The sequence below is a fragment of the Nocardioides sp. ChNu-99 genome (genome assembly GCF_029493445.1).
Taxonomy (GTDB): Bacteria; Actinomycetota; Actinomycetes; order Propionibacteriales; family Nocardioidaceae; genus Nocardioides.
Window position 1 is genome coordinate 1 of sequence record NZ_JAHWBL010000063.1, and the last position, 18,246, is coordinate 18,246.

30 protein-coding genes, 1 tRNA gene and 1 pseudogene are annotated in these 18,246 nt (G+C 73.1%); 7 read left to right on the top strand and 25 right to left on the bottom strand.

The annotated features are described in order from the left end of the window. The 20 genes from KK617_RS15890 to KK617_RS15985 all read right to left on the bottom strand — a co-directional run. Positions 1-316, bottom strand: a 316-nt coding sequence (locus KK617_RS15890) for a hypothetical protein (RefSeq protein ID WP_277501116.1), incomplete at its 3' end; no start/stop codon positions are given. Further along, positions 313-684 carry a hypothetical protein gene (locus tag KK617_RS15895; protein WP_277501117.1) on the bottom strand — a complete coding sequence of 124 codons (372 nt, stop codon included), beginning with the start codon at positions 682-684 and terminating at the stop codon, positions 313-315. The genes KK617_RS15890 and KK617_RS15895, both read right to left, overlap by 4 nt. Next, a complete protein-coding gene (locus KK617_RS15900; RefSeq protein ID WP_277501118.1) occupies positions 681-1,268 on the bottom strand; it encodes a hypothetical protein in 588 nt (195 codons plus the stop codon). Before KK617_RS15900 ends, KK617_RS15895 begins: the two co-directional genes overlap by 4 nt. 102 nt (positions 1,269-1,370) lie before the next feature. Beyond that, positions 1,371-3,053 carry a DUF87 domain-containing protein gene (locus KK617_RS15905; protein ID WP_277501120.1) on the bottom strand — a complete coding sequence of 561 codons (1,683 nt, stop codon included), beginning with the start codon at positions 3,051-3,053 and terminating at the stop codon, positions 1,371-1,373. An 83-nt stretch (positions 3,054-3,136) separates the two neighbouring features. Further along, a complete protein-coding gene (locus KK617_RS15910) occupies positions 3,137-3,571 on the bottom strand; it encodes a DUF4326 domain-containing protein (protein ID WP_277501121.1) in 435 nt (144 codons plus the stop codon). After that, the gene (locus KK617_RS15915) at positions 3,568-3,774 is read right to left on the bottom strand and encodes a hypothetical protein (protein WP_277501122.1); all 207 of its coding nucleotides are present in this window, start codon (positions 3,772-3,774) and stop codon (positions 3,568-3,570) included. Before KK617_RS15915 ends, KK617_RS15910 begins: the two co-directional genes overlap by 4 nt. Beyond that, positions 3,771-3,998, bottom strand: a complete 228-nt coding sequence (locus KK617_RS15920) for a hypothetical protein (protein WP_277501123.1) — start codon at positions 3,996-3,998, stop codon at positions 3,771-3,773. Before KK617_RS15920 ends, KK617_RS15915 begins: the two co-directional genes overlap by 4 nt. After that, the gene (locus tag KK617_RS15925) at positions 3,995-4,216 is read right to left on the bottom strand and encodes a hypothetical protein (RefSeq protein ID WP_277501124.1); all 222 of its coding nucleotides are present in this window, start codon (positions 4,214-4,216) and stop codon (positions 3,995-3,997) included. The genes KK617_RS15920 and KK617_RS15925 overlap by 4 nt, the downstream gene beginning before the upstream one ends. Then, the gene (locus KK617_RS15930; RefSeq protein WP_277501125.1) at positions 4,213-4,413 is read right to left on the bottom strand and encodes a hypothetical protein; all 201 of its coding nucleotides are present in this window, start codon (positions 4,411-4,413) and stop codon (positions 4,213-4,215) included. The genes KK617_RS15925 and KK617_RS15930 overlap by 4 nt, the downstream gene beginning before the upstream one ends. Further along, positions 4,406-4,942, bottom strand: coding sequence for a hypothetical protein (locus KK617_RS15935; protein WP_277501126.1), 537 nt, complete (start codon positions 4,940-4,942; stop codon positions 4,406-4,408). Before KK617_RS15935 ends, KK617_RS15930 begins: the two co-directional genes overlap by 8 nt. Before the next feature lie 8 nt (positions 4,943-4,950). After that, positions 4,951-5,217 (bottom strand): hypothetical protein, encoded by a 267-nt coding sequence (locus KK617_RS15940; RefSeq protein ID WP_277501127.1) that lies wholly within the window; start codon positions 5,215-5,217, stop codon positions 4,951-4,953. A 136-nt stretch (positions 5,218-5,353) separates the two neighbouring features. Continuing rightward, entirely contained in the window at positions 5,354-5,653 is a 300-nt protein-coding gene (locus KK617_RS15945) for a hypothetical protein (protein ID WP_277501128.1), read from the bottom strand. Continuing rightward, positions 5,650-5,991, bottom strand: coding sequence for a hypothetical protein (locus KK617_RS15950; RefSeq protein ID WP_277501129.1), 342 nt, complete (start codon positions 5,989-5,991; stop codon positions 5,650-5,652). The genes KK617_RS15945 and KK617_RS15950 overlap by 4 nt, the downstream gene beginning before the upstream one ends. Next, entirely contained in the window at positions 5,966-6,364 is a 399-nt protein-coding gene (locus tag KK617_RS15955) for a hypothetical protein (RefSeq protein WP_277501130.1), read from the bottom strand. The genes KK617_RS15950 and KK617_RS15955 overlap by 26 nt, the downstream gene beginning before the upstream one ends. Next, complete coding sequence (locus tag KK617_RS15960; RefSeq protein ID WP_277501131.1) at positions 6,361-6,630, bottom strand: hypothetical protein; 270 nt, start codon at positions 6,628-6,630, stop codon at positions 6,361-6,363. The genes KK617_RS15955 and KK617_RS15960 overlap by 4 nt, the downstream gene beginning before the upstream one ends. 112 nt (positions 6,631-6,742) lie before the next feature. Continuing rightward, a complete protein-coding gene (locus KK617_RS15965; protein WP_277501132.1) occupies positions 6,743-7,246 on the bottom strand; it encodes a hypothetical protein in 504 nt (167 codons plus the stop codon). 110 nt (positions 7,247-7,356) lie between these two features. Beyond that, positions 7,357-7,599: a hypothetical protein gene (locus tag KK617_RS15970; protein ID WP_277501133.1), complete on the bottom strand. Its 243-nt coding sequence runs from the start codon at positions 7,597-7,599 to the stop codon at positions 7,357-7,359. A gap of 431 nt (positions 7,600-8,030) precedes the next feature. Next, positions 8,031-8,246, bottom strand: coding sequence for a hypothetical protein (locus KK617_RS15975; RefSeq protein ID WP_277501135.1), 216 nt, complete (start codon positions 8,244-8,246; stop codon positions 8,031-8,033). Beyond that, entirely contained in the window at positions 8,243-9,007 is a 765-nt protein-coding gene (locus tag KK617_RS15980; RefSeq protein WP_277501137.1) for a BRO family protein, read from the bottom strand. The genes KK617_RS15975 and KK617_RS15980 overlap by 4 nt, the downstream gene beginning before the upstream one ends. Then, positions 9,007-9,372 (bottom strand): helix-turn-helix transcriptional regulator, encoded by a 366-nt coding sequence (locus tag KK617_RS15985; RefSeq protein WP_277501138.1) that lies wholly within the window; start codon positions 9,370-9,372, stop codon positions 9,007-9,009. Before KK617_RS15985 ends, KK617_RS15980 begins: the two co-directional genes overlap by 1 nt. Positions 9,373-9,487: 115 nt before the next feature. On the opposite strand from KK617_RS15985, the gene KK617_RS15990 reads away from it, so the two are divergent. From KK617_RS15990 to KK617_RS16000, 3 genes are all read left to right on the top strand, one after another. Next, positions 9,488-10,042, top strand: coding sequence for a hypothetical protein (locus KK617_RS15990; RefSeq protein WP_277501139.1), 555 nt, complete (start codon positions 9,488-9,490; stop codon positions 10,040-10,042). 95 nt (positions 10,043-10,137) lie between these two features. Next, entirely contained in the window at positions 10,138-10,602 is a 465-nt protein-coding gene (locus KK617_RS15995) for an ImmA/IrrE family metallo-endopeptidase (RefSeq protein ID WP_277501140.1), read from the top strand. 106 nt (positions 10,603-10,708) lie between these two features. Further along, positions 10,709-11,305: a hypothetical protein gene (locus KK617_RS16000; RefSeq protein ID WP_277501141.1), complete on the top strand. Its 597-nt coding sequence runs from the start codon at positions 10,709-10,711 to the stop codon at positions 11,303-11,305. A 25-nt stretch (positions 11,306-11,330) separates the two neighbouring features. Here the strand turns inward: KK617_RS16000 and KK617_RS16005 are convergent, their stop codons facing one another. After that, positions 11,331-12,575: a tyrosine-type recombinase/integrase gene (locus KK617_RS16005; protein WP_277501142.1), complete on the bottom strand. Its 1,245-nt coding sequence runs from the start codon at positions 12,573-12,575 to the stop codon at positions 11,331-11,333. 249 nt (positions 12,576-12,824) lie between these two features. Between KK617_RS16005 and KK617_RS16010 the strand changes: the two genes are divergently transcribed. The 4 genes from KK617_RS16010 to KK617_RS16025 all read left to right on the top strand — a co-directional run bounded on the left by KK617_RS16010 (position 12,825) and on the right by KK617_RS16025 (position 15,660). Beyond that, a complete protein-coding gene (locus KK617_RS16010; protein ID WP_277501143.1) occupies positions 12,825-13,775 on the top strand; it encodes an NAD(P)-dependent oxidoreductase in 951 nt (316 codons plus the stop codon). A gap of 75 nt (positions 13,776-13,850) precedes the next feature. Beyond that, the gene (locus KK617_RS16015) at positions 13,851-14,345 is read left to right on the top strand and encodes a transporter substrate-binding domain-containing protein (RefSeq protein ID WP_277501144.1); all 495 of its coding nucleotides are present in this window, start codon (positions 13,851-13,853) and stop codon (positions 14,343-14,345) included. Further along, positions 14,342-15,373 carry a cation transporter gene (locus KK617_RS16020; protein WP_277501145.1) on the top strand — a complete coding sequence of 344 codons (1,032 nt, stop codon included), beginning with the start codon at positions 14,342-14,344 and terminating at the stop codon, positions 15,371-15,373. Before KK617_RS16015 ends, KK617_RS16020 begins: the two co-directional genes overlap by 4 nt. 59 nt (positions 15,374-15,432) lie before the next feature. Then, the gene (locus tag KK617_RS16025; protein ID WP_277501146.1) at positions 15,433-15,660 is read left to right on the top strand and encodes a hypothetical protein; all 228 of its coding nucleotides are present in this window, start codon (positions 15,433-15,435) and stop codon (positions 15,658-15,660) included. Positions 15,661-15,797: 137 nt separating this feature from the next. On the opposite strand, the gene KK617_RS16030 is transcribed toward KK617_RS16025, so the two are convergent. The 4 genes and pseudogenes from KK617_RS16030 to KK617_RS16045 all read right to left on the bottom strand — a co-directional run. Next, positions 15,798-16,829 carry a GNAT family N-acetyltransferase gene (locus KK617_RS16030; protein ID WP_277501147.1) on the bottom strand — a complete coding sequence of 344 codons (1,032 nt, stop codon included), beginning with the start codon at positions 16,827-16,829 and terminating at the stop codon, positions 15,798-15,800. Between the two features lie 142 nt (positions 16,830-16,971). After that, positions 16,972-17,044: transfer RNA gene (locus KK617_RS16035), tRNA-Asn, on the bottom strand. A 72-nt stretch (positions 17,045-17,116) separates the two neighbouring features. Next, positions 17,117-17,698 (bottom strand): hypothetical protein, encoded by a 582-nt coding sequence (locus KK617_RS16040; protein WP_277501148.1) that lies wholly within the window; start codon positions 17,696-17,698, stop codon positions 17,117-17,119. Then, positions 17,695-18,246 (bottom strand): annotated as a pseudogene (locus tag KK617_RS16045) (DNA primase); the annotation flags it as partial. The pseudogene KK617_RS16045 and the gene KK617_RS16040, both read right to left, overlap by 4 nt.

Genomic DNA, 18,246 nt, shown 5'->3' on the forward strand with positions numbered 1-18,246 from the left:
ACGCGGCGTTCTCGCGGAGCCGCGTGCGCTGCTGGTCGGCGCTGTTCGCCGGGTTGTGGTTCCCGCCGACGTGGTCGAAGTGGTTGGACTTCGCTGCCCTCCGCTCGACGAACGACTTCCCGCTGTCCCACTCCTTGCCCATGAAGCCGAGGCCGTAGGGCGGGTCGGTGACGACGGCGTCGACGCTGTTGTCGGGCACTAGGCGAGGGCCGTAGCCGAGCTCGAAGGGGTAGCCGAGCGTGTCGGAGCGGAGGACATCGAGGCAGTCGCCGTGGTGCACGGTGATCCGCTCGTCGGTGTGGTGCGGGGCGCTCATGGTCGGGGTCCTGTCGTGATGGGGTCGTAGATGACCGGGACCGGGACGGTGGCGACCCACCAGTGCATGAGCCGGGCGCCCGGGGCGGTCTCGAGGTCGAGGGCCCACGGGTGGCTGCGGCGGACGCGGATCCAGTGGGTGAGCGCGTCGGGGTCGGTGACGCGGAAGCGGTGCCGGGTGCGGTCGCAGGTCAGGACCTGCGAGGTGAGGCCGAGGGCGTCGCGGACCGGGTGGGCGAGGTCGGCGAACCAGCCGTAGCGGCCGGGGCCGTCCGTGTCGGGGGTTCCCGGGACGACGACGCCGGCGCCCTGGATGGCTGCCACCTTGTCGTCGCACGTGTAGTGCCAGAACGGGCGGGTGATCTTCATGCGGGTGCTCCGGAAGAGGTGGCCTGCTGCTCGAGCAGGGCGAGGAGGTCGGTGGGTTCGTCGTCGGGCGCGAGGGCGGCGAGGAACGCGCGGACGCGGCGGTCGTGAGCGCGCTGCTCCAGGTGCCACGCCTCGCGCTCCACGTCGCGGCGCTGGTGCGCTACGGCGAGGTCGGCGCGGTCCTGGGCGCACTGCTCGCAGTCGGGGGTGGTGCACTGCTGGTCCCAGCAGTAGGGGCGGCCGATGCCCGGGTAGTGGTTCGGGTAGGCGGCCTGTCGGGTGTGGCCCTCGGCGCGGAGCGCGGCGGCCTTCTGCACCACCGCCGCGGGGAGTGACGCGACCCAGCGGCGGGCCTCCTGCCACGTGACGGTGACCTTCGGTGGGTCACCGATCCGACGGGACCCGGTCATCCCGGCGGTGCTGGTGGCGTACCAGCCGGTCGAGCCGTCCGGGAGGGCGTAGGACCCGCCGCCCTGGCCGCCGATGGCGTGCGCCCGGCCGCCCTCGAAGTCGACGATCAGCCAGAGCGTCAGCCACGGCGCAGAGGCGCGGTTCAGGAGGCGGTACTGCTCGGGGTCGAGCACGCTGCGGCTCCTTCCTGGATGCGAGAACGGCGCCCCGGACCGTGGTGGTCCGAGACGCCGTCGAGAGGTGGGGCGGTGGGGGCGCGCGTCAGCGCGGAAGGGTCACTGGTCCGCGCCGTACACGAGGACGTCGGTGGCCGTGACCTCCGGACCGCGGCGCTCGGCGAGGCCGTTGCGGACGAGGTCCGACAGGTACGTCGAGAAGGTGCCGCCGGTGGTGGCGATGCCGGCGGCGGTGCCGAGCTCGTCGCGGGTCATGGCCGAGGGGTGCGCGGCCAGGAGGGCGTCGAGCATCTTCCGGGCGCCCTCGCGCAGCACGCTGCGGTAGTGGTCCTGCAGCTCGGTCGCGCTCATGGGCGCCGGGCGGCCGCCCAGGTAGTCGAACCCGGCGTCGGTGAGGGTGTAGCCGGCCGGGGACTCGTCGAGGAGTCCCGCTCGGCGGATGTCGGAGAGGTAGGTCGACCAGGTGCCGCCGGAGGTCTTGAGCCGGGCGACGGCGCCCCACTGGCTCTTCGTGAGCCGGAGGGGCGCCATCCGACCGAGGGCCTCGACCATGCGGTGGGCGCCGGACCGGAGTCGGACGTCGGTGGTGGGGCTGACGGCGGCCGGGGCGCGCGGCGCGGGCACCGCCGCCGGGCGGGGTGTCCGCGGCGTAGCCGTGGCCGCCGGGCGGGGCGCCGAGAGGGCGTCCAGAGTGCGGGCCAGGTGCTCCAGTTGCCGACGGACCGGCTCGAGCGTCTCGTGCAGGTCGGCGACGTGGGCGGGGTCCAGCACCGGCACCTCGACCTGCTCCACCTCCCGCGGCTTCGCGCGCTCCTCGGCCAGGGCCCGCTCCAGGTCGCGGATCCGGGCGCGCAGCTGCTTCGGGTCGTCGGCCTTGGCCCGTTCGACGGTCGCGGTGATCCGCTCCCCCAGCGCGGCGAGGTCGACGTCGGCGAGCCTGGTCGGGGTGCGGCGCTGCTCCCCCGGCGTCGGGGTGGCTGAGGAGTCGAAGGTCGTGCGGCGGCGGACCTGGACCCGCTCCAGCAGGTTGAGCCAGCCCGGGGACCACACCCACGCCGTACCGACCGGCAGGGACGGCAGCGACGCCTTCACCTCTGCGGCCTGGTCCTCGTCGGCGTGGAGGCGGACCCACTCGTCGATCGCGGCGACGTCGCGGGGCCCGGTCATGCCGAGCGCGATGAGTACCTCCGCCTGGGTGAGGACGTCCTTGTTGAGCACGGCGGGGCGCTGGGTGATGAGGGTGACGCCGATCCCGCGGGCGCGGCCGCGGCGCACGAGGTCCTCCATCGCCCCGAGGAGCCGGGCCCCGTCGGCCTGGGTGCGCTGCGGGGCGTAGGCGTCGGCCTCATCGACCACGACGTGCAGCGCCTCGCGGTTGCGGTGGTAGAGCCGCTCCAGGAACGGCGCCATGAACCGGCGTGCAGCCGACTTCGACAGCCCCGACATGTCGAGCACCGCGGGGAACCGGCCCTCGACGATCACGTCGGCGACCAGCTCGCCGGCGCCCTCCTCGAGGGGCACGTCGGCGTGGTCGCCGCCGAAGATGACCGCGGGCACGCCCGGGCCGGTGCCGGCGGCGTCGGAGCGGATGCCCCACCACACGCCGACCGGGTCGATGACCACGACCGGGAGGCCGGCGGCGGTCATCTCCTCGACCATCACCACCGCGGTGCTGGTCTTGCCCTTGCCGCGCTTCGCGAGGATCGCGAACGTCTCCGTCACCGCCTCGAGCGGCAGGGTGAGCGACTCGGAGATCCGCAGGCCGTCGAGTGTCGGGGGCATGTTCGTCATGGTGCCGCTTCCTGGTGTCGGGTGGGACCGGTGGCCCGCGTGGTGGTGCGCCCGGTGCGAGCGGGCGGGATGGGTCAGTGGGTGCCGTTGGCGAGCTCGAGGAGCACGTCTGCGTGGCACGGCTGGTTCAGCGGGCACCAGCACGCGAGGTCACGGCCGGCCAGGTCGACACGGAGGCGGGCGAGCGTCTCGTCGTCGTACTCGTAGTTGCCCATCGGGCCGATGTGGGTGCGGAACAGTTCGACGGCGTGCTCGACGGCCCGGCGGTGGCGGTGGGCGTCGGCGGCCGCGCGACCGACGATCACCTTCCGGTCGTCGTCCTGCTCCCATCGGCGGCCGTCGGGTGTGACGACCTGCCAGGGCGCGGAGCTGGCCCACCGGGGCCAGTTCGGGACGCGTTCAACCTTGAACGGGTTGCCCCACCTCGAGCCTCGGCCGACGTAGACCGCGCCCTCGGGCATCCGCCATCCCTTCGTGCGCTGGCGCTGGATCCGCTTCCGGGCCGTCACAGGCGGAAGGGGTGGTTGTCGTGGTAGCTCGGCCGCGGCTTCTTCGGCGCCCACCGGATCCCGCACGTCCCGCAGTGGTGGGCGCCCGTGTGGCCCCGGGGCTGGCTGCAGCCGTGGGTGACGTGGCCGGTGTCGCGCTTCTGCGGGCCCGCCGTCGGCGTGGTGTCCGCGCAGGTGCGGACCGCGATCGTGGCGTCGTTCAAGTCGTGCTCCTGGACTCGGCCCGCCGGGCGCGCGCGAGCTCCACCTGCGCGCGGAAGCCGGATGGGGCGGGGAGGGCGTCGAGCGCGTCGGCGACGCGGTTCGACAGGTCGGTGTAGGCGCGGGCCACCATCGGCGCGGTGGGCTCCGCTGCGGTGGCGGCTTCGAGGAGGCCGTCGATGAGGCGAGCGACGTCAGCGATGTCGCGGAACTCGACGACGATCACGGCCGCGTCCCGCCCGCAGGTGCGGCGCGCTCGGCGCTGCACGACGGGCAGTAGTGCTCGCCCCTGTCGCCCGGGCGTGCGCCAGTCCATCCCTCAGGGAGCTGGGTCCCGCTGCCCACGAGGCGTCCGATGCCGCCGAGGGTGTGGTCGAGCTCGACGACGCCGCACCAGCCGTCCTGGCCGTCGCACATCACGACGGGGTGCCGCTCCTCGCTCATCGGTCGCTCTCCGTGCCCTCGGGCCAGCACGCCTTGCAGCGATCTTCGGGCGCCGTGCGCTCGACGTCGATGTGTTCGGTCATGTCGCGCGCGTACTTCCCGCACGCCGTCTGTCCGACGGACCTGGCGGGGGCGTTCGGGTGCAGGGTCGAGCGGTGCGCCTTGCCGCGCTTCGGGTTGCGGATCGCGTCAGCCATCGGACGCACCGCCCTCGGGGGTGGCGGCGGGCTGGTCAGCGAGCAGGGCGCGGAGGGCATCGTGCCCGCACGTGCAGTTGTCCCAACCGAGGGGGAGGGGGCAGCCCTCGGCGTGGCCGCGCGCGTCGAGGAACTCCCGCAGGTCAGCGGCGAGGGTGTCGGGGGCCGGACGAGCAGCGAGGATCGCGTCGACACGGTGCTCGGTGTGCCAGTCGCTCGCGTCCAGGGCGACGAAGTCCCACGACTCCTGGTGGCCGCAGGAGCACTGGATGCCCCAGCCGTCGATCCCCTCGAAGTTCAGCGACGTCGACACGTACCGGTGCTCGTTCAGCACTCGCAGCAGCGCGTCGCGGTCGGGGGCCGGGGCGACCGGCTGGGCGGCGAGACGAGCAGCCACGATGCGCTCGACGGTCTCCTCGACCGCCTCGACCGTCTCCCAAACGGTGCAGGAGTCGATGGTCCCTGCGATCAGACCGCGCTCCTCGTCGGTGAGCGTCACGGCGGGCAGGTCGGGGGCCGGTGCGGTCATCGGGTCTCCTAGGGGTCGAACAGCGCGGGCTCGTGGGCGCGGGCGAGGCGGGCGTCGGCTTCATCCGCGAGCTGGGTCCACTGCTCGCGCTGGGTGTCGGTGGGGATGGGGGTGCGGTGCGGCTCGTGGCAGGGGCAGGGGCACCGGTCGTGGCCGAGGTCGCACCCGTCGTGGCGGGCGGCCAGGCAGGACCAGGACGCGAGGTGTGCGAGGTCGTGGCCGGTCTTGGCCGCCATCGCCCGGGCGTGGTCGCGGAACGCGGCGAGGTCGCTCACGGCTGGGTCCGGCTGGGGCACGGGCCGTGCTCGGCCGGCGCGACGTCGTGCATGTAGCAGCGGGCGCAGACCGGGAGCCCGTCGACCGGGGAGATCGCGGCCGCCTGGCATCCGGCGCAGCGTGGGCAGGGCGGCATCACGACTCCCCTGCCGGGCCGTGGGTGTGGACGCGGTGGTGCGGGTAGCCCGCGACGAGCTCGCGGGCCTTGGGCTCGGTGACCTCGAAGCGGGCCATGAAGTGCTGCACGAGGGGCTCGACGCGCCACGCCTGGCCGGCGACCACGACGAGCGCGCCGGTCGCTTCCTGGGTGAACGGGGGCCGGTCCTTCACCTCGAGCGGGACGGCACGGCCGGTGGCGTGGTGGTTCGCGAAGTGGATCCGCACCGAGCAGCCGGGCTCGCGGCACCAGATCCCGCGCTGGGCGGCGGGGCTCACACGGCCTTCTGCACGCGGGTCTCGATCGCGTCCGCCCACTCGGGGCGCCGGGCGATGAGGACCCGGGCGTAGAACGCGACGTGCGAGTTGTTGATCTTCCACGGCTCGCCGGTCGTCTCAACGCCGGTGCGCCACCGCAGCTGCTCCGCGAGGGCCTTCACGCCGACCTTCTGGTGGCGGGCGAGCCACTGCGCGGCAAGGCGCTCCAGGGCGTCCGCGATGTGGGGGTTCGTGGCGTGGAAGACCTCGAACCGCTCCGCGAGGGTCAGGCCGGCGGCGTACTCCGGCTCGACCAGCGGCGAGAGGTCGAGCTCAAGCTGGTCGGTGTCGGTCAACATGATCACTCCCCTGCAAGGTCGGGAACGGGATGACGACGGCGCGGATCGGCTGGCCGGCCGGCCGGGGTGCGCCGTGGTGGGCGGCGAGCGCCGCGTGCAGCTGGAGCAGCGGCGCCTCGTTGGCGTGCTGCGGCCGCGGCGGGCCGGCGTACGTGCCGGTGCGGCGGGCGGCGTCCCAGGCGTGGGCCATGGCGCGGGCCTGGGTGGGGGTGAGTCGCATCGACACCTCGCCGTAGGGCTGCAAGGTGACGTCGAGGGCGCCGGCCGGGCCGTGGTCCTTCGCGGCGAGCATGAGGTGGCCGAGGGTCGCGAACGAGGTGGTCAGCACGACCTCGTCACGGTCGACGTCGACGACGAACCGGTGCTCCATCACGCCTGCACCGCCGTCCGCTTCGCCCGGCGGCCGCGGGCTGGCGGCGTATACGGCGGGAGACCCGCCTGCGCGGCGCGTCGCTCGACCGCGCGGCGCAGGGCTGCCTCGTGCAGCTGGTTGGAGCGCCGGATCCGGCGCCGCTCCCGACGCGGCGGTCCGGCGACGATGAGCAAGCAGACGACGACGGCGGTCAGGACGAGGACCCACCAGCGGAGGGCCCACACCACCGCCCACAGCGTTGCGAGCCATTCGGTCAGGTCGTGCATCGCGTAGCCTCCTGGGCTGTCGGGTGGGCCCGTTCCTGGGATCCCTGCGCGTGGCGGGTGCGAGCCGGTACGCGGAGGTAGGGGACGGGCCCGCTTCGTGTCTGGGGCGGGGTCAGCGGGCGAGGTTGAAGCCGGCGAAGATGTCCTGCTTCTCGAGCCACCGGGCGCGGCGGCGGTCGGACTCCTCGCGGCGGGCGGCGTCGTAGATCTCGGCGCGCTCGGCGGTCTCCTGCTGGCGCAGCGCGACGCGGTCGGCGCGCTCGGCCGCGGTGAGCGACGCGGTGACCGAGTCGGCGCGGCGCCGGATGAGCAGGTCGTAGAGCGAGCCGCCGTACCCGGGCACCTCGATGGGACGCATCAGGCCGCCCACGCCGCCGAGGACCACGAACGCGACGAGCCGCACCCTGTCGACGTTCTCCGGGGTCCGCGCGAAGAGCAGCGCGAGGAGCAGGTCACGGACGGCGATGTCTCGGTACTCCTCAGCGGCGGCGTCGCGGGCGGCCGGTACACCCGGCCCAGCGAAGGCGACGGCCGAGCAGGTCCGGCACGCGCGCCGCGGACTGTCATCGGAGACCCGCGACTGGCCCACCTCGAGCAGCCGGTCCCGGGTCCGCACCCGGCACACCGGCCGCCCGGGAAGGCGGCGCCCGTCGACGGGCAGCGGCCCGTCGTACAGGTGAACCACCCGAGACCCGGGCAGCGCCGCGAGCCTCGTGCCGGGGGCGATCACGAGCCGTCGTCCGCGTCGGGGGCGATGCCGCTCGTCCACCTCCGCATGTCCAGCGTCAGGACGCCGCGGTCGACCAGGATCTGCGCCACTTTGTTCCAGAGGGAGGTCTTTCTGAGCAGAAGGCACGTCTGGTGCACGCCCTCCAGGTAGCTGGAGTCGCTGAGGCCGCCGCTCTTCTGGATCCAGGTGGCGAGGGTCTGGGCCTCGAGCTCGTCGTCGTCGATCTGCTGGTTCGTCATGCGGTGCTCCTGGGCTCCTAGATGGGGGAAGGTTCGTTGCGCCCCCGCTCGGTCGCGGGCCGGCGCCGCACCTGGTGTGCGGGGCGGGGGCTGTGTTCTTGGGGTGCACGGACCGACGCGGGACCTACCGCGTCCTCCGTGCTGGCGCTGCAGCGCGCCGGACCGGGCGGCGAACCCGGTGCTCCACCCCGTTGCCTCCGTCGGAATCCCCTGCGACCGGGGTCCTTCGACGGGTGTGGCGACCGCCCCGCGTAGCCGCAGTGGTCGGGGCGTCCCGTATCGGGTGGTGCTTCTCGCTGTTGAGTTCCCGCGGTCGAGGGGAAGGCGCCGTTCGTACGCGTCCCTCAGTCGGGGTCCGACCTGGAGGTCGGGAACCGTGAGTCCCCGGGCGCGGTGTTGAGCCGCGGGCGGGGTGCAGGTGGGGTGGGTGGCTAGGCCGACTGCTGCTTCTCGGTGGGTAGCGACGCCACCCACTCGGCGAGGTCGGTGGCCAGGTAGACCGGCTTTCGGCCCTTGTAGTGGCGGACGAGGTCGCCAGCGGCGACCGCCTCGTCGAGCGTCTTGGTGGAGAACCCGACTGCGGCCGCGGCCTCCCGTGCCTCCGCAGCGATGAACGGGAGGGTGATGGCCAGCTGCGTCGTCGTCATGACGGCACCACCGCCAGCGCCCGCTCCCCCATCACGGCCCGGAGCCGCTCCAGCCCCTTCGGGGTGACCCGGATCTGTGGGTCGCCCTGGTGTCGCTCGCCGGTCTTCTCGTCGAAGTAGCCGGAGGTGACGCGCTCGACCAGCCAGCCGGCGTTGACCGCCGCCTGCATCGCCTGCCACCGCCCACCGCGGCGGAACGCCCAACCGTTGTCAGCCAGCCACGTGTAGAGCCGGCGCGGGCCGGTGGCGATCCCGGCCCGGGCCAGCAGCTTTGCGGCGTCGGAGACGGTGAAGTCACCGTCGGCAGCAGACAGGTCGCGCCAGGCGCCCGCCGGCACCTCGAGCTCGCGTGCCCGCTCCTCGGCCGCTTCCGCGCGCTCGGCGGCCTGCGCCGCGAGCGCCAGCAGCTTGGACGACGGCAGGGCCGCCAGCATCTCGACGTCGGAGCCGTAGCGGCCCGTCCGCCGGATGGCCGGGAGCACGTCGTGGGTGACCCACCGCTTGAACGCCTTGGCCTCCGGCTTTCGGCTTCGGAGGATCAGCGAATAGAGGCCGGCCTCGCTGACGACGGCCATGTCCTGGTGCGCGGACGGGGTCTCCACACTGTGGATACCCCTCTCGTCCTCGTCGAGCAGCGCGAGCGACGAGTGCACGTTGCCCAACTGCAGGACGCGGGCGACGTCAGCGGCGACGAACCAGGGCTCGCCCTCCACGACGCGAGCACGGATCTCGCTGTCGTTGTACGTGAACACCGCGAGCACTACGCCACAGCCTTAGTGCCGCTGCGCGCAGCGTTTGTCACTCGGTGCACACGAGAGCCGTCGTGGCGCTCGAACAGCTCCTCCACGTCGCGGTCGAGCCACTTGGCGATCGCAGTCGCGAGGTCTTCCGAGCAGCCACGCATGGCTCCGGTCTCCAGGGCGGAGATGGTCGCCTGCGTGCATCGCGCCAGCGCGGCGAGCTCGTACTGGGTGAAGCCGGAGCGCTTGCGTGCCCGCTTGATGGCTTCAGGATTGATGACCCTCATCCAGACCTCCCTCAGGTATCGGATCTTCGGTCGTCGTGCGCTCATCCTGGTCCCCTCCTCGGCAGATAACAAGTGGAGTGTGCAGCGCTGGTCGGTCACTTGTCAACGCTCCGTCGTGAACGCGCAGGTCAGCCCCTACTGTTTGCCCGTCACTTGTTCTGAAAAAAGGCCACATGGCTGGCATCAGTGAGAACAGCCCACGGAGGATTGCGGCATGAGCAACGACGAACCCCGGACCCTGCGAGACGTGGCCTTGGCCGCTCTCGACAGGCACAAGGGGGTCAGTGGCCGGCAGCTCGCAGTGATCGCCAAGGGGAAAGGGCTGACGATCGTGGCCACGACGATCAACCACATCGCAGCCGGCACCTACCGCTCGAAGCCCTCACCCAAGACCCTCGACGCCCTGGCCGAACTGTCCGGCTACACGCGTGAGCAGGTCTATCGCGTGGCTGACAAGCCCATGGCCATGGCACCACTGCGGGACGTCCTGCCACCTGACGCTGACTTGCTCGACGGCCCACAGCGCGAAGCTGTGATCGCCGTAATCCGTCAGTTCGCGGCAGCGCAGAAGGCGCTGTATGACCGAGAGGAGGTGGGGCACGATGCAGGAAGTGCCGCCCCCACCAGCACGACAGCCGGCGGCAAGGTGATCGACCTGCCGCAGCGCGACACCGCGGCAACCCCGCCGGCTGATCAACATGACGAAGACGACGAAGTCGCAGCGCACGACGAGGACTTCACCATTGAGGACGAGCAGGGCGAGGACTGACTGTCGGCGGCCTCCGGTAGACCTTCACCCGTGCCAGGGCCCCACCCGGGGGTCCCGGCGCCGGGGGAAGGGAGCCGGAGGGCAATGACCAACCAGTGACGTCGGTTCGTCTCTGGAACCTGCTTCAACACGCCGCCGACCTCCACCTCGAGGTGGAGTGGCGCGACCTGGGCCCGACTCGCCGCGGCGAGTACCGCCGGGCGAAGAAGGTCATCATCCTCAGCACCCGGCTCACCGACGCGCAGGCGGTCTCGACGCTGGCCCACGAGCTGGGGCACCACCGGTTCGCGGACCGTTGCTCGACCCCGGGCGCGGAGCGCCGCGCGTGGCGTTACGCAGCTGCGCTCGTCGTCACTCCGCAGGAGTACCGGGCGGCCGAGGCGGTGGTCGGGCACCACCCGAACGCCCTGGCCGCCGAGCTCGGCGTCACCAGCCGTCTCGTGCGGGCCTGGTGCGACTGGTGGGGCCAGCTCGGCGTGCACCTCCCCCGGTCGACCTGGGACGGGTTGCGGGAGTACCTCGAAGACGATGACCGCGCGGCCCAAGACTCGACCGCCTGACCGGGCGCAGACCCGCAGACCCGCCGACCCGATCCCCTGGTTCGCCCACGCGCTCACGGCGTCCCCACCTAGCGTGGCCTCGCCAACCCGAACGAAGGACCGGACCATGCACCAGAGAACCGTCGCCGCTATCGGCCTTGTCGCACTGCTCGCCGCCGGGTGCGGCGGGGAGCAGGACAACGGGGCCGAGCCTGCCCCGTCGAGCACCACAACGACCTCGGAGCCCGCCACCGCGGACACGGCCACCGAGACGCCGTCGGCCACGCAGACCACCGGCAACCCGGCCGACGTCGGCGCCAACGCCCTCGCGTTGGGCGAGACCCGCGACGGGCTGTACCTGGACACCACGCTGCTCGAGGTGCAGCGCCCGATGCCCGACGACAACCCGTACCGCACGCCCGACGCCGCCGGCCACGAGTGGGTGGGCCTGAACGTCCGGTCGTGCGCCGACGCGGCCGCGCCACAGGCCATCGAGGTCGGGTGGTTCGACTGGACGATGCAGGACGCGGCCGACGGCATGTACCCGGCGTCGAACTCCTCGTGGGACGACTTCCCGTCGCCTCAGTACCCGACCTTCACCGCCGTCTCGCCGGGCTCGTGCGTGGCCGGATGGCTGCTGGTCTCGGCGCCGGCCGACGCCACGATGCGCGCGGCGTTCCTCAACGCCTCCGACGGCACTGTCGTTGCCGAGTGGCTCCTGTAGCAGGTGGGGCTCCCCGGCGACGCGGTCAGGGTTTCGGCATGACCAGCTCGCCGAGTTGGCGCATGGCGTCCTGGGTGAGGGCGTCGGCCACCTTGGTGTAGCCGGCGGTGACGGTGGCCGAGGAGTGGCCGAGGATCTTGATGCGGATGGCCTCGGGAACGCCGACCTCGAGCAGCAGGGTGGCGCACGTGTGCCGGGCGCTGTGCTCGGTGACGTCGGGCAGGCCGGCAGCGGCGAGGGCGGCGTCCCACGCCGCGCTGTCGTCCTTCGGGTCGATCGGGCGGCCGTCGGGGCGGGTGAAGATCAGTTGCCCTGGCTGCGGGTCGCGGGTCTGGAAGTACGCGCGCAGAATCGCGGCCAGCGGCTCGCAGATGGGTACCTCGCGCCACCCTGCCCGCGACTTCGGTCGCAGCAGCCACAGGCCCCCGTCGACGTGGCGGGCCTCTTGGTCCTGGGGGATCGTGACGTGGCGCTCGGGGCAGTTGCCGCCCCGCTTGCGCCCGCACGGCCACACGCCGTCGGTGGGCGCCTTCGCGCACCCGTGGTCCCAGCGCAGGCGCTTGAGCTGCCACGCGACGGTGAGGACCTTGCGGTCGAGGTCGATGTAATCGGGCATGAGTCCGAGGCGCTCGCCCTGCCGGATCCCGGTGAGCAGCGCGGTCCCCCACTTCGCGGCGGCCTCCTCGTCCTCGCGTTGCGCCAGCAACATGGCGCGGGCCTCGGGTCCGTCGAGGGCGGGGATCGTCACCGCGGCCTTCTTCGGTGCGTCGACGAGCGTCGCGACGTTGCGACTGATGCGGCCTTCGCGGACGGCGTCGGTGAGCGCCTTGGCCAGGATGCGGTGGGCGCCGAGGGCGCTGGTGGAGGAGAGGCCGCGGGTGACCATGACGTACTCGTGCATGCGCTCCACGTGGGCCGGGGTGAGCTTGTCGAGCCGGATCCGTCCGATCGATGGCTTGAGGCAGGTCTCGATCTTGGACTGGTACGACGGCACGGTGGAGACCTTGAGTCGCTTCGCGGCCGATCGCTGCAGCCAGAGGTCGAGCCACACGCCGAGCGTGGGTTGCGCGGCCGGCAGGTCGCCGGTGCGCTCCAGCTCCTTGCGGGCGTCTCGCAGCGCGGCGACGACGTCGCCCTTCTTGGCCCGGACGATGACCTTGCGCCGGCGCTTGCCGGGCTCGCTGGGCAGTTCGAGCGAGGCGACCCACATGCCGTCGCTGGCACGCTGGTAGATCGTGCCCGTGCCCTTGGCCCGCTTGTTCTTCGCCACGGCCGCGGAGTCTAGGCCCGCGGACCGACCAACGTTAGCCATCCTGTTAGCCATGCTGATTCCATCCAGGGAGGTAGCCGGGCGGAACGACAATGCTCTGACCTGGGCATTCGTTGGACTCAGTGGCGCACACCCCCTAGGATACCAAATCTCATAATCCTTGGGTCGTGGGTTCGAGCCCCACCCGCCCTACAAGTCGACGTGCGTGGAGTGGGCACCGCTCACCACCACCCTGGTTGGCTGCGGAGCATGCGCATCCTCTTCACCGGCGGCAGCGGCAAGGCCGGGCGGCACGTCGCGCCGTACCTCGCCGCCCAGGGCCACCAGGTCGTCAACGCCGACCTCGTCCCGCTCGGTCACCCCGACGTCGCCGACGTCCGCGTCGACCTGACCGACGCGGGCCAGGTGTACTCGGCGCTGGCGGCCGTGCCGACGCAGGGCGACCTCGACGACCTCGACCTCGGCGCGAGCGGCGGCTCGACCGGCGGCCCGACGCGCGGCTCGGCGTACGACGCCGTGGTCCACTTCGCCGCGGTCCCGCGCCCCTGGATCGTGCCGGACGCCACGACGTACGCGACGAACGTCCTGTCGCAGTACCACGTCTTCGAGGCCGCGACCCGGCTCGGCATCCGCAAGGTCGTCTTCGCGTCGTCGGAGACGACGTACGGCGTGTGCTTCGCACAGGGTGAGCGCACGCCGCTGTACCTGCCGGTCGACGAGGAGCACCCGGTCGTGCCCGAGGACTCCTACGCGATGTCGAAGGTGGCCGGCGAGGTGACGGCGCGCTCGTTCCACGCCCGCACCGGCGCCGACCTCTACGGGCTGCGCATCAACAACGTGGTCGAGCCGCACGAGTACGCCGAGCTGTTCCCGGCCTTCCTCGCCGACCCGGCGCTGCGGCGGCGCAACCTGTTCGCCTACATCGACGTGCGCGACCTCGCTCAGCTGACGCTGCGCTGCCTGGAGACCGACGGCCTCGGCTTCGAGGTCTTCAACGTCGCGAACGCCGACCTGTCGGTCGCCGCGACCAACCAGGAGATCGTGGACCGGTTCTACGCCGGCGTCGAGGTGCGCCGCGCGATGGGCCGTGACGAGACCTTCTACAGCATCGACAAGGCCCGCACCCTGCTCGGCTTCGAGCCCGAGCACTCGTGGCGCGACGTGCTGGCCGACCCCGGCGCACCCCGCGCCGGCGCCTGAGCGCCGGACCGCCGCGTTGGTCCACCCCGGTCCCGGCGCCGGTGCCACCGCCGTCAGCCGGGTACCGAGGTGGACATGAAGCTCGAGCCGGTACCGGGGCGGTGGTCGCCGCCCGCGTCGATCCTCCTGGTGCTCGTCACCACCCTGTTGTCGGCCTGCGGTCTGTCCATCCCGACCGATCCAGACGGCACCCTCGACGCCGTCCGACGCGACGGGGTGCTGCGCGTCGGCGCCTCGCCGAGCCCTGGCTGGGTGGAGGTCGGAGACGACGACCCCACCGGCCGTGAGCCCGAGCTGGTCGAGGACTTCGCGCACCACCTCGGGGCGAGCGTCGAGTGGACGGTCGCCGGCGAGGAGCACCTCGTGGAGATGCTCGAGAAGGGCGAGCTTGACCTCGTGGTCGGTGGGCTGACCGACCAGAACCCCTGGACCGCCGAGGCCGCGCCCACCCGCCCGTACACCGAGGAGCGGACGGCAGACGGCACGAAGGCGCACGTGATGCTGGTGCCGATGGGTGAGAACGCCTTCCAGTCCGAGCTGGAGCGCTGGCTCGACGGGGCGGCGTCGTGAGCCGCCGGCCCCACGGGGGCGACGAGGCGGGCGAGCGCGGCTACCCCCGCTCCCGGTTCGGGCACACCGACCTTCCCGAGGAGCAGGCATCGGCCCTGCGGCGCGCAGTGCGCCTCGAGATCGCCACGCTCGCGTTCATGGTGACCGCCGTGATCGTCGTCTTCCTCACGATGGGCAGCTCGCAGGCCATGCAGACCGCGTGGGCCGAGGACCTCCTGGCGCTGATCCCGCCGTTGGCGTTCCTCGTCGCCGTGCGCCGGGCGCGCAAGCGACCCACCAGCGACCACCCGTACGGCTTCCACCGCTCCACCGGCATCGGCCACCTCACCGCCGCCGTCGCCCTCCTGGCGGTAGGCGTCAGCCTCGTCGTCGACTCCGGGCTGGGGCTGCTGCGCGCCGAGCACCCGCCGATCGGCACGACGGAGCTCTTCGGCCACGCCGTGTGGTCGGGCTGGCTGATGATCGCCGCGATGGTCTACACCGGCATCGGCCCCTACCTCCTCGGCCGGCTCAAGCTGCCGCTGGCCGAGCAGCTGCACGACAAGGTGCTCTACGCCGACGCCGACATGCAGAAGGCGGACTGGATGACCGCGCTCGGCACCATCGTCGGGGTGATCTCCATCGGTCTGGGCCTCTGGTGGGCCGACGCGGCCGCGGCCCTGCTGATCTCCGGCTCGATCGTCCGCGACGGGTGGCGCAACCTGCGCGCCGCCTCGAGCGGGCTCATGGACCGACGCGCCCGCACCTTCGACGACGCGCACCCCCACCCGCTCACGCTCGCCGTCGACGACGTCCTCGGTCGTCAGGAGTGGGTGGCGGGCAGCAGGTCCCGCGTCCGCGACCAGGGGCACGTCTTCCACGTCGAGGCGTTCGTGCGGCCCCGGGCGGGACGGAACGTCAGCGTCGACGACCTCGAGACCGCCGTGGACCAGCTGCGGGAACTGGACTGGAAGATCAACGACGTGGTCCTCATGCCCGTGCGCGAGCTCCCCGACACGATCCCCGACCCCGCCCGCGACCAGGACTGACCGCGGCCCCGCACGCCCCGCGACTGCCGGGTCCGGCGCGCGACCCCTAGGGTCGTCCCGTGCGCAGCGAGCTGACCAGGGGGGCGGCGGTCGTGACGGCCCTGTGCCTCACGGGCCTGCTGGCGATGGTGCTGGCGGTGCCGGGCACCTACGCCGGGCCGGTCGTCGTGTCGGTGCGGGAGCGGGGACTGCACCTGCTCGACGTGCCGGCGCTGTTCCTGTGGCTCGTCGGGGTGCTGGGTTGCGCGACCACGTGGCGCCTGGCCGGACGTGGACCGCGGGACTGAGCAGCCGAGGGCGAGCCGCGGCGAGGACACGAAGAAGCCACGCGCCCCGAACGGCGTACGTCGGGTGCGCGTGGCTGTCCACCAGGTACCCGAGGCGCGGTGCGACATACGCCACGCTCGGAGAATTTCCTCGCAGGTCAGTCGACGCGGGCCTCGACGACGTGCTCGCGGTCCACCAGCACGAAGCCGAACGCCCGGTTGACCGCCTGCATCGGTGCGTTGTCGGTGGCGACCCAGGTGTGCACCGACGTCCGCTCCGGGTGCTCCTCGGCTACCACCTCGATCGTCGTGAGCTTGAGCAGCGTGCCGAGGCGACGACCCCGGTGCTCCGGCATGACGAGGGTGTCCCCCTGGTACGCCGACTGCTCCCCCGGCTGCAGCACCAGCACGGTGTAACCGGCCATCGTGCCGTCCTCGACCCGGCGGGCGGCCGCGGTGATCGTCGTGTACGACGCGGCGCGACGCCGGTCCTCCTCGCGGCGCAGGCGCTCGGGGGTCACGACGACGGCCTCGACGTCGGCGTCGCCGGTCGGGACGTCCTGGTTCATCCGCGTCCGCATCGTGCAGAACGCGTCGACGAGGTCGTCGGGGCACCGGTCGGTCCAGGTCACCACGTCGTACCCCGCGGCGGCCGCCAGCGCCTCCTGCCCCAGCCGTTCGAGGTGCGCCGGGTCGACGGGCAGCGGGAGCGCCAGGTGGTCCTCGACGAGCACGGTGCGCACGCCGAGCGCCTCGGTGAACCCCACCCCCGGGGCGTCACCACCGGCCGGCGTCGTCACCTCGCCCGCGATCGTGGTGCGGCCGAGCTCGCGGGTGCGCCGGGCCATCTCCTCCCACAGCACGCGACCGGCGCCGCGCCGGCGGTGGGCCGGCAGCACGTGCACGTCGAACTCGACGAGGTGGGTGTTGTCCGTCAACGGCCAGCAGAGCTCGGCGACGCCGACCATCGTGCCGTCCTCGTCGTGGGCGGCGAGGAGCACGCCGTCCTCGAACTCGCCCCAGGCGTCACGGGTGGCCCGCAGCGCCTCCAGCGTGCGGTGGGGCGCCGTCGGGTCCTGCGCCGTCACCGACGCGTGCTCGACCTCCCACCACGTGCGCAGCGCCTCCTCGTCGCCCGGCGCGAGCGGGGAGACGGTGAAGGGCGCGGGGAGGGGATCCGAGGACGTCATGGGCCCACCCAAGTCGGCCGCCGCGGCACGCGCAAGCCCGCAGGCCGGTACGGCGGAGCGGTCACCGCCGCGCCCCCGGAGGCCGGGCGCGGCCCGGGACGACGAAGGGCCTGGCCGGCTGACGCCGACCAGGCCCTTGCTGCTCCCCCAATTGGACTCGAACCAATAACCCTCCGATTAACAGTCGAATGCTCTGCCAGTTGAGCTATGGGGGACTGCTCGAGGAGCGGGAGATACGTTAGCAAGTCCTCCGCCGCCGTGCGAATCGGGTGCGGGACGGCGTGCGGTCAGCGCGGTCCCGGCGGGAGGCCGAGGTCGGCGCGGGCGGCCTCGAGGGCGGCGGCCGCGGCGCGGCGTACCTCGGGGGCGTCGGGGTCGATGCCGGCGTCGAAGCGCAGCCCCCAGGCGATCGCGTCCCCGCCCGGCGCACGGCGGGCCAGCACGTGCACGCCGGCCGCCCCCGCGAGACGCACGTGACGCTGCAGGACGACGGTGGCCGTGATGCGCTCGCGCACGAACTGGAGCAGCCGGTCGCGGGCCGGGGTCGCCGGCTCGCCCGGCGGCGTCAGGCGCACGCGGTGGCGGGGGGCGAAGTCGGGCTCCGGCCCGAGCTCGCGGACCGTCAGGACGCCCTCCTCGGCGTCCCAGTCCGCGGCGTCGACCCGCTCCCACGGCACACGGACCGGCCCGTCGCCCGGGCCGTCGACCGGCCCGTCGCCCGGCCCGTCGCCCGGCCCCGCCGTCACGTGCAGGGCCTGCTGCGTGCCCACGACCGCTCCCCCGTCGACCTCGACGGCCGCGAGCACCCGCTCGCCGCGGACGGCCGAGGCCGGGAGCCGCGGCCGGGCCCCGCGGCCGGGGATCCTCACTCGCCGACGGCGCGCTCGCGCAGGGCGCGACGGGCCTGCTCGAGCGCCACGAGCTCGCCGAACATCTTGTTGTACTCCGCGGCGTCGTCGACGGGGTTGGTGCGCTGCAGGCGCGACTTCAGGGTGTCGATGCGCCGGGCCAGCGTCAGCTCCTGCAGCCGGTAGACGTGCGCGGCGACGTAGCGCGGGTCCGGCGCCGCCGAGCCGCGCAGCGACTCCACGGTGAGCTCGCCCAGCACGCGCGCGACGACGGCGTCGTCACCCGCGGCCGCGCGCAGCCGGCTCGACCAGGCCGGGTCCGCGCTGCCCGCGGCCGGCCCGCCCGCTCGCGCGACGGCCTCCCACACCCCCCGGTACGTCGGGTGGGTGAAGTCGTCGCCGTCGACGCCGGCGATGGTGCTGCCGACGGCGCCGGGGTGCTGCACCACGAGCTTGAGCGTCTCGCGCTCGATGAGGAACCGGGGGTCGCGGAGGTCCGGCAGCCGGGGCGCGGGCGGCGGCGCCGCGGCGGCCTCGTCCTCGGCCCGCCGGGCGGTCCGCTCGCCCCG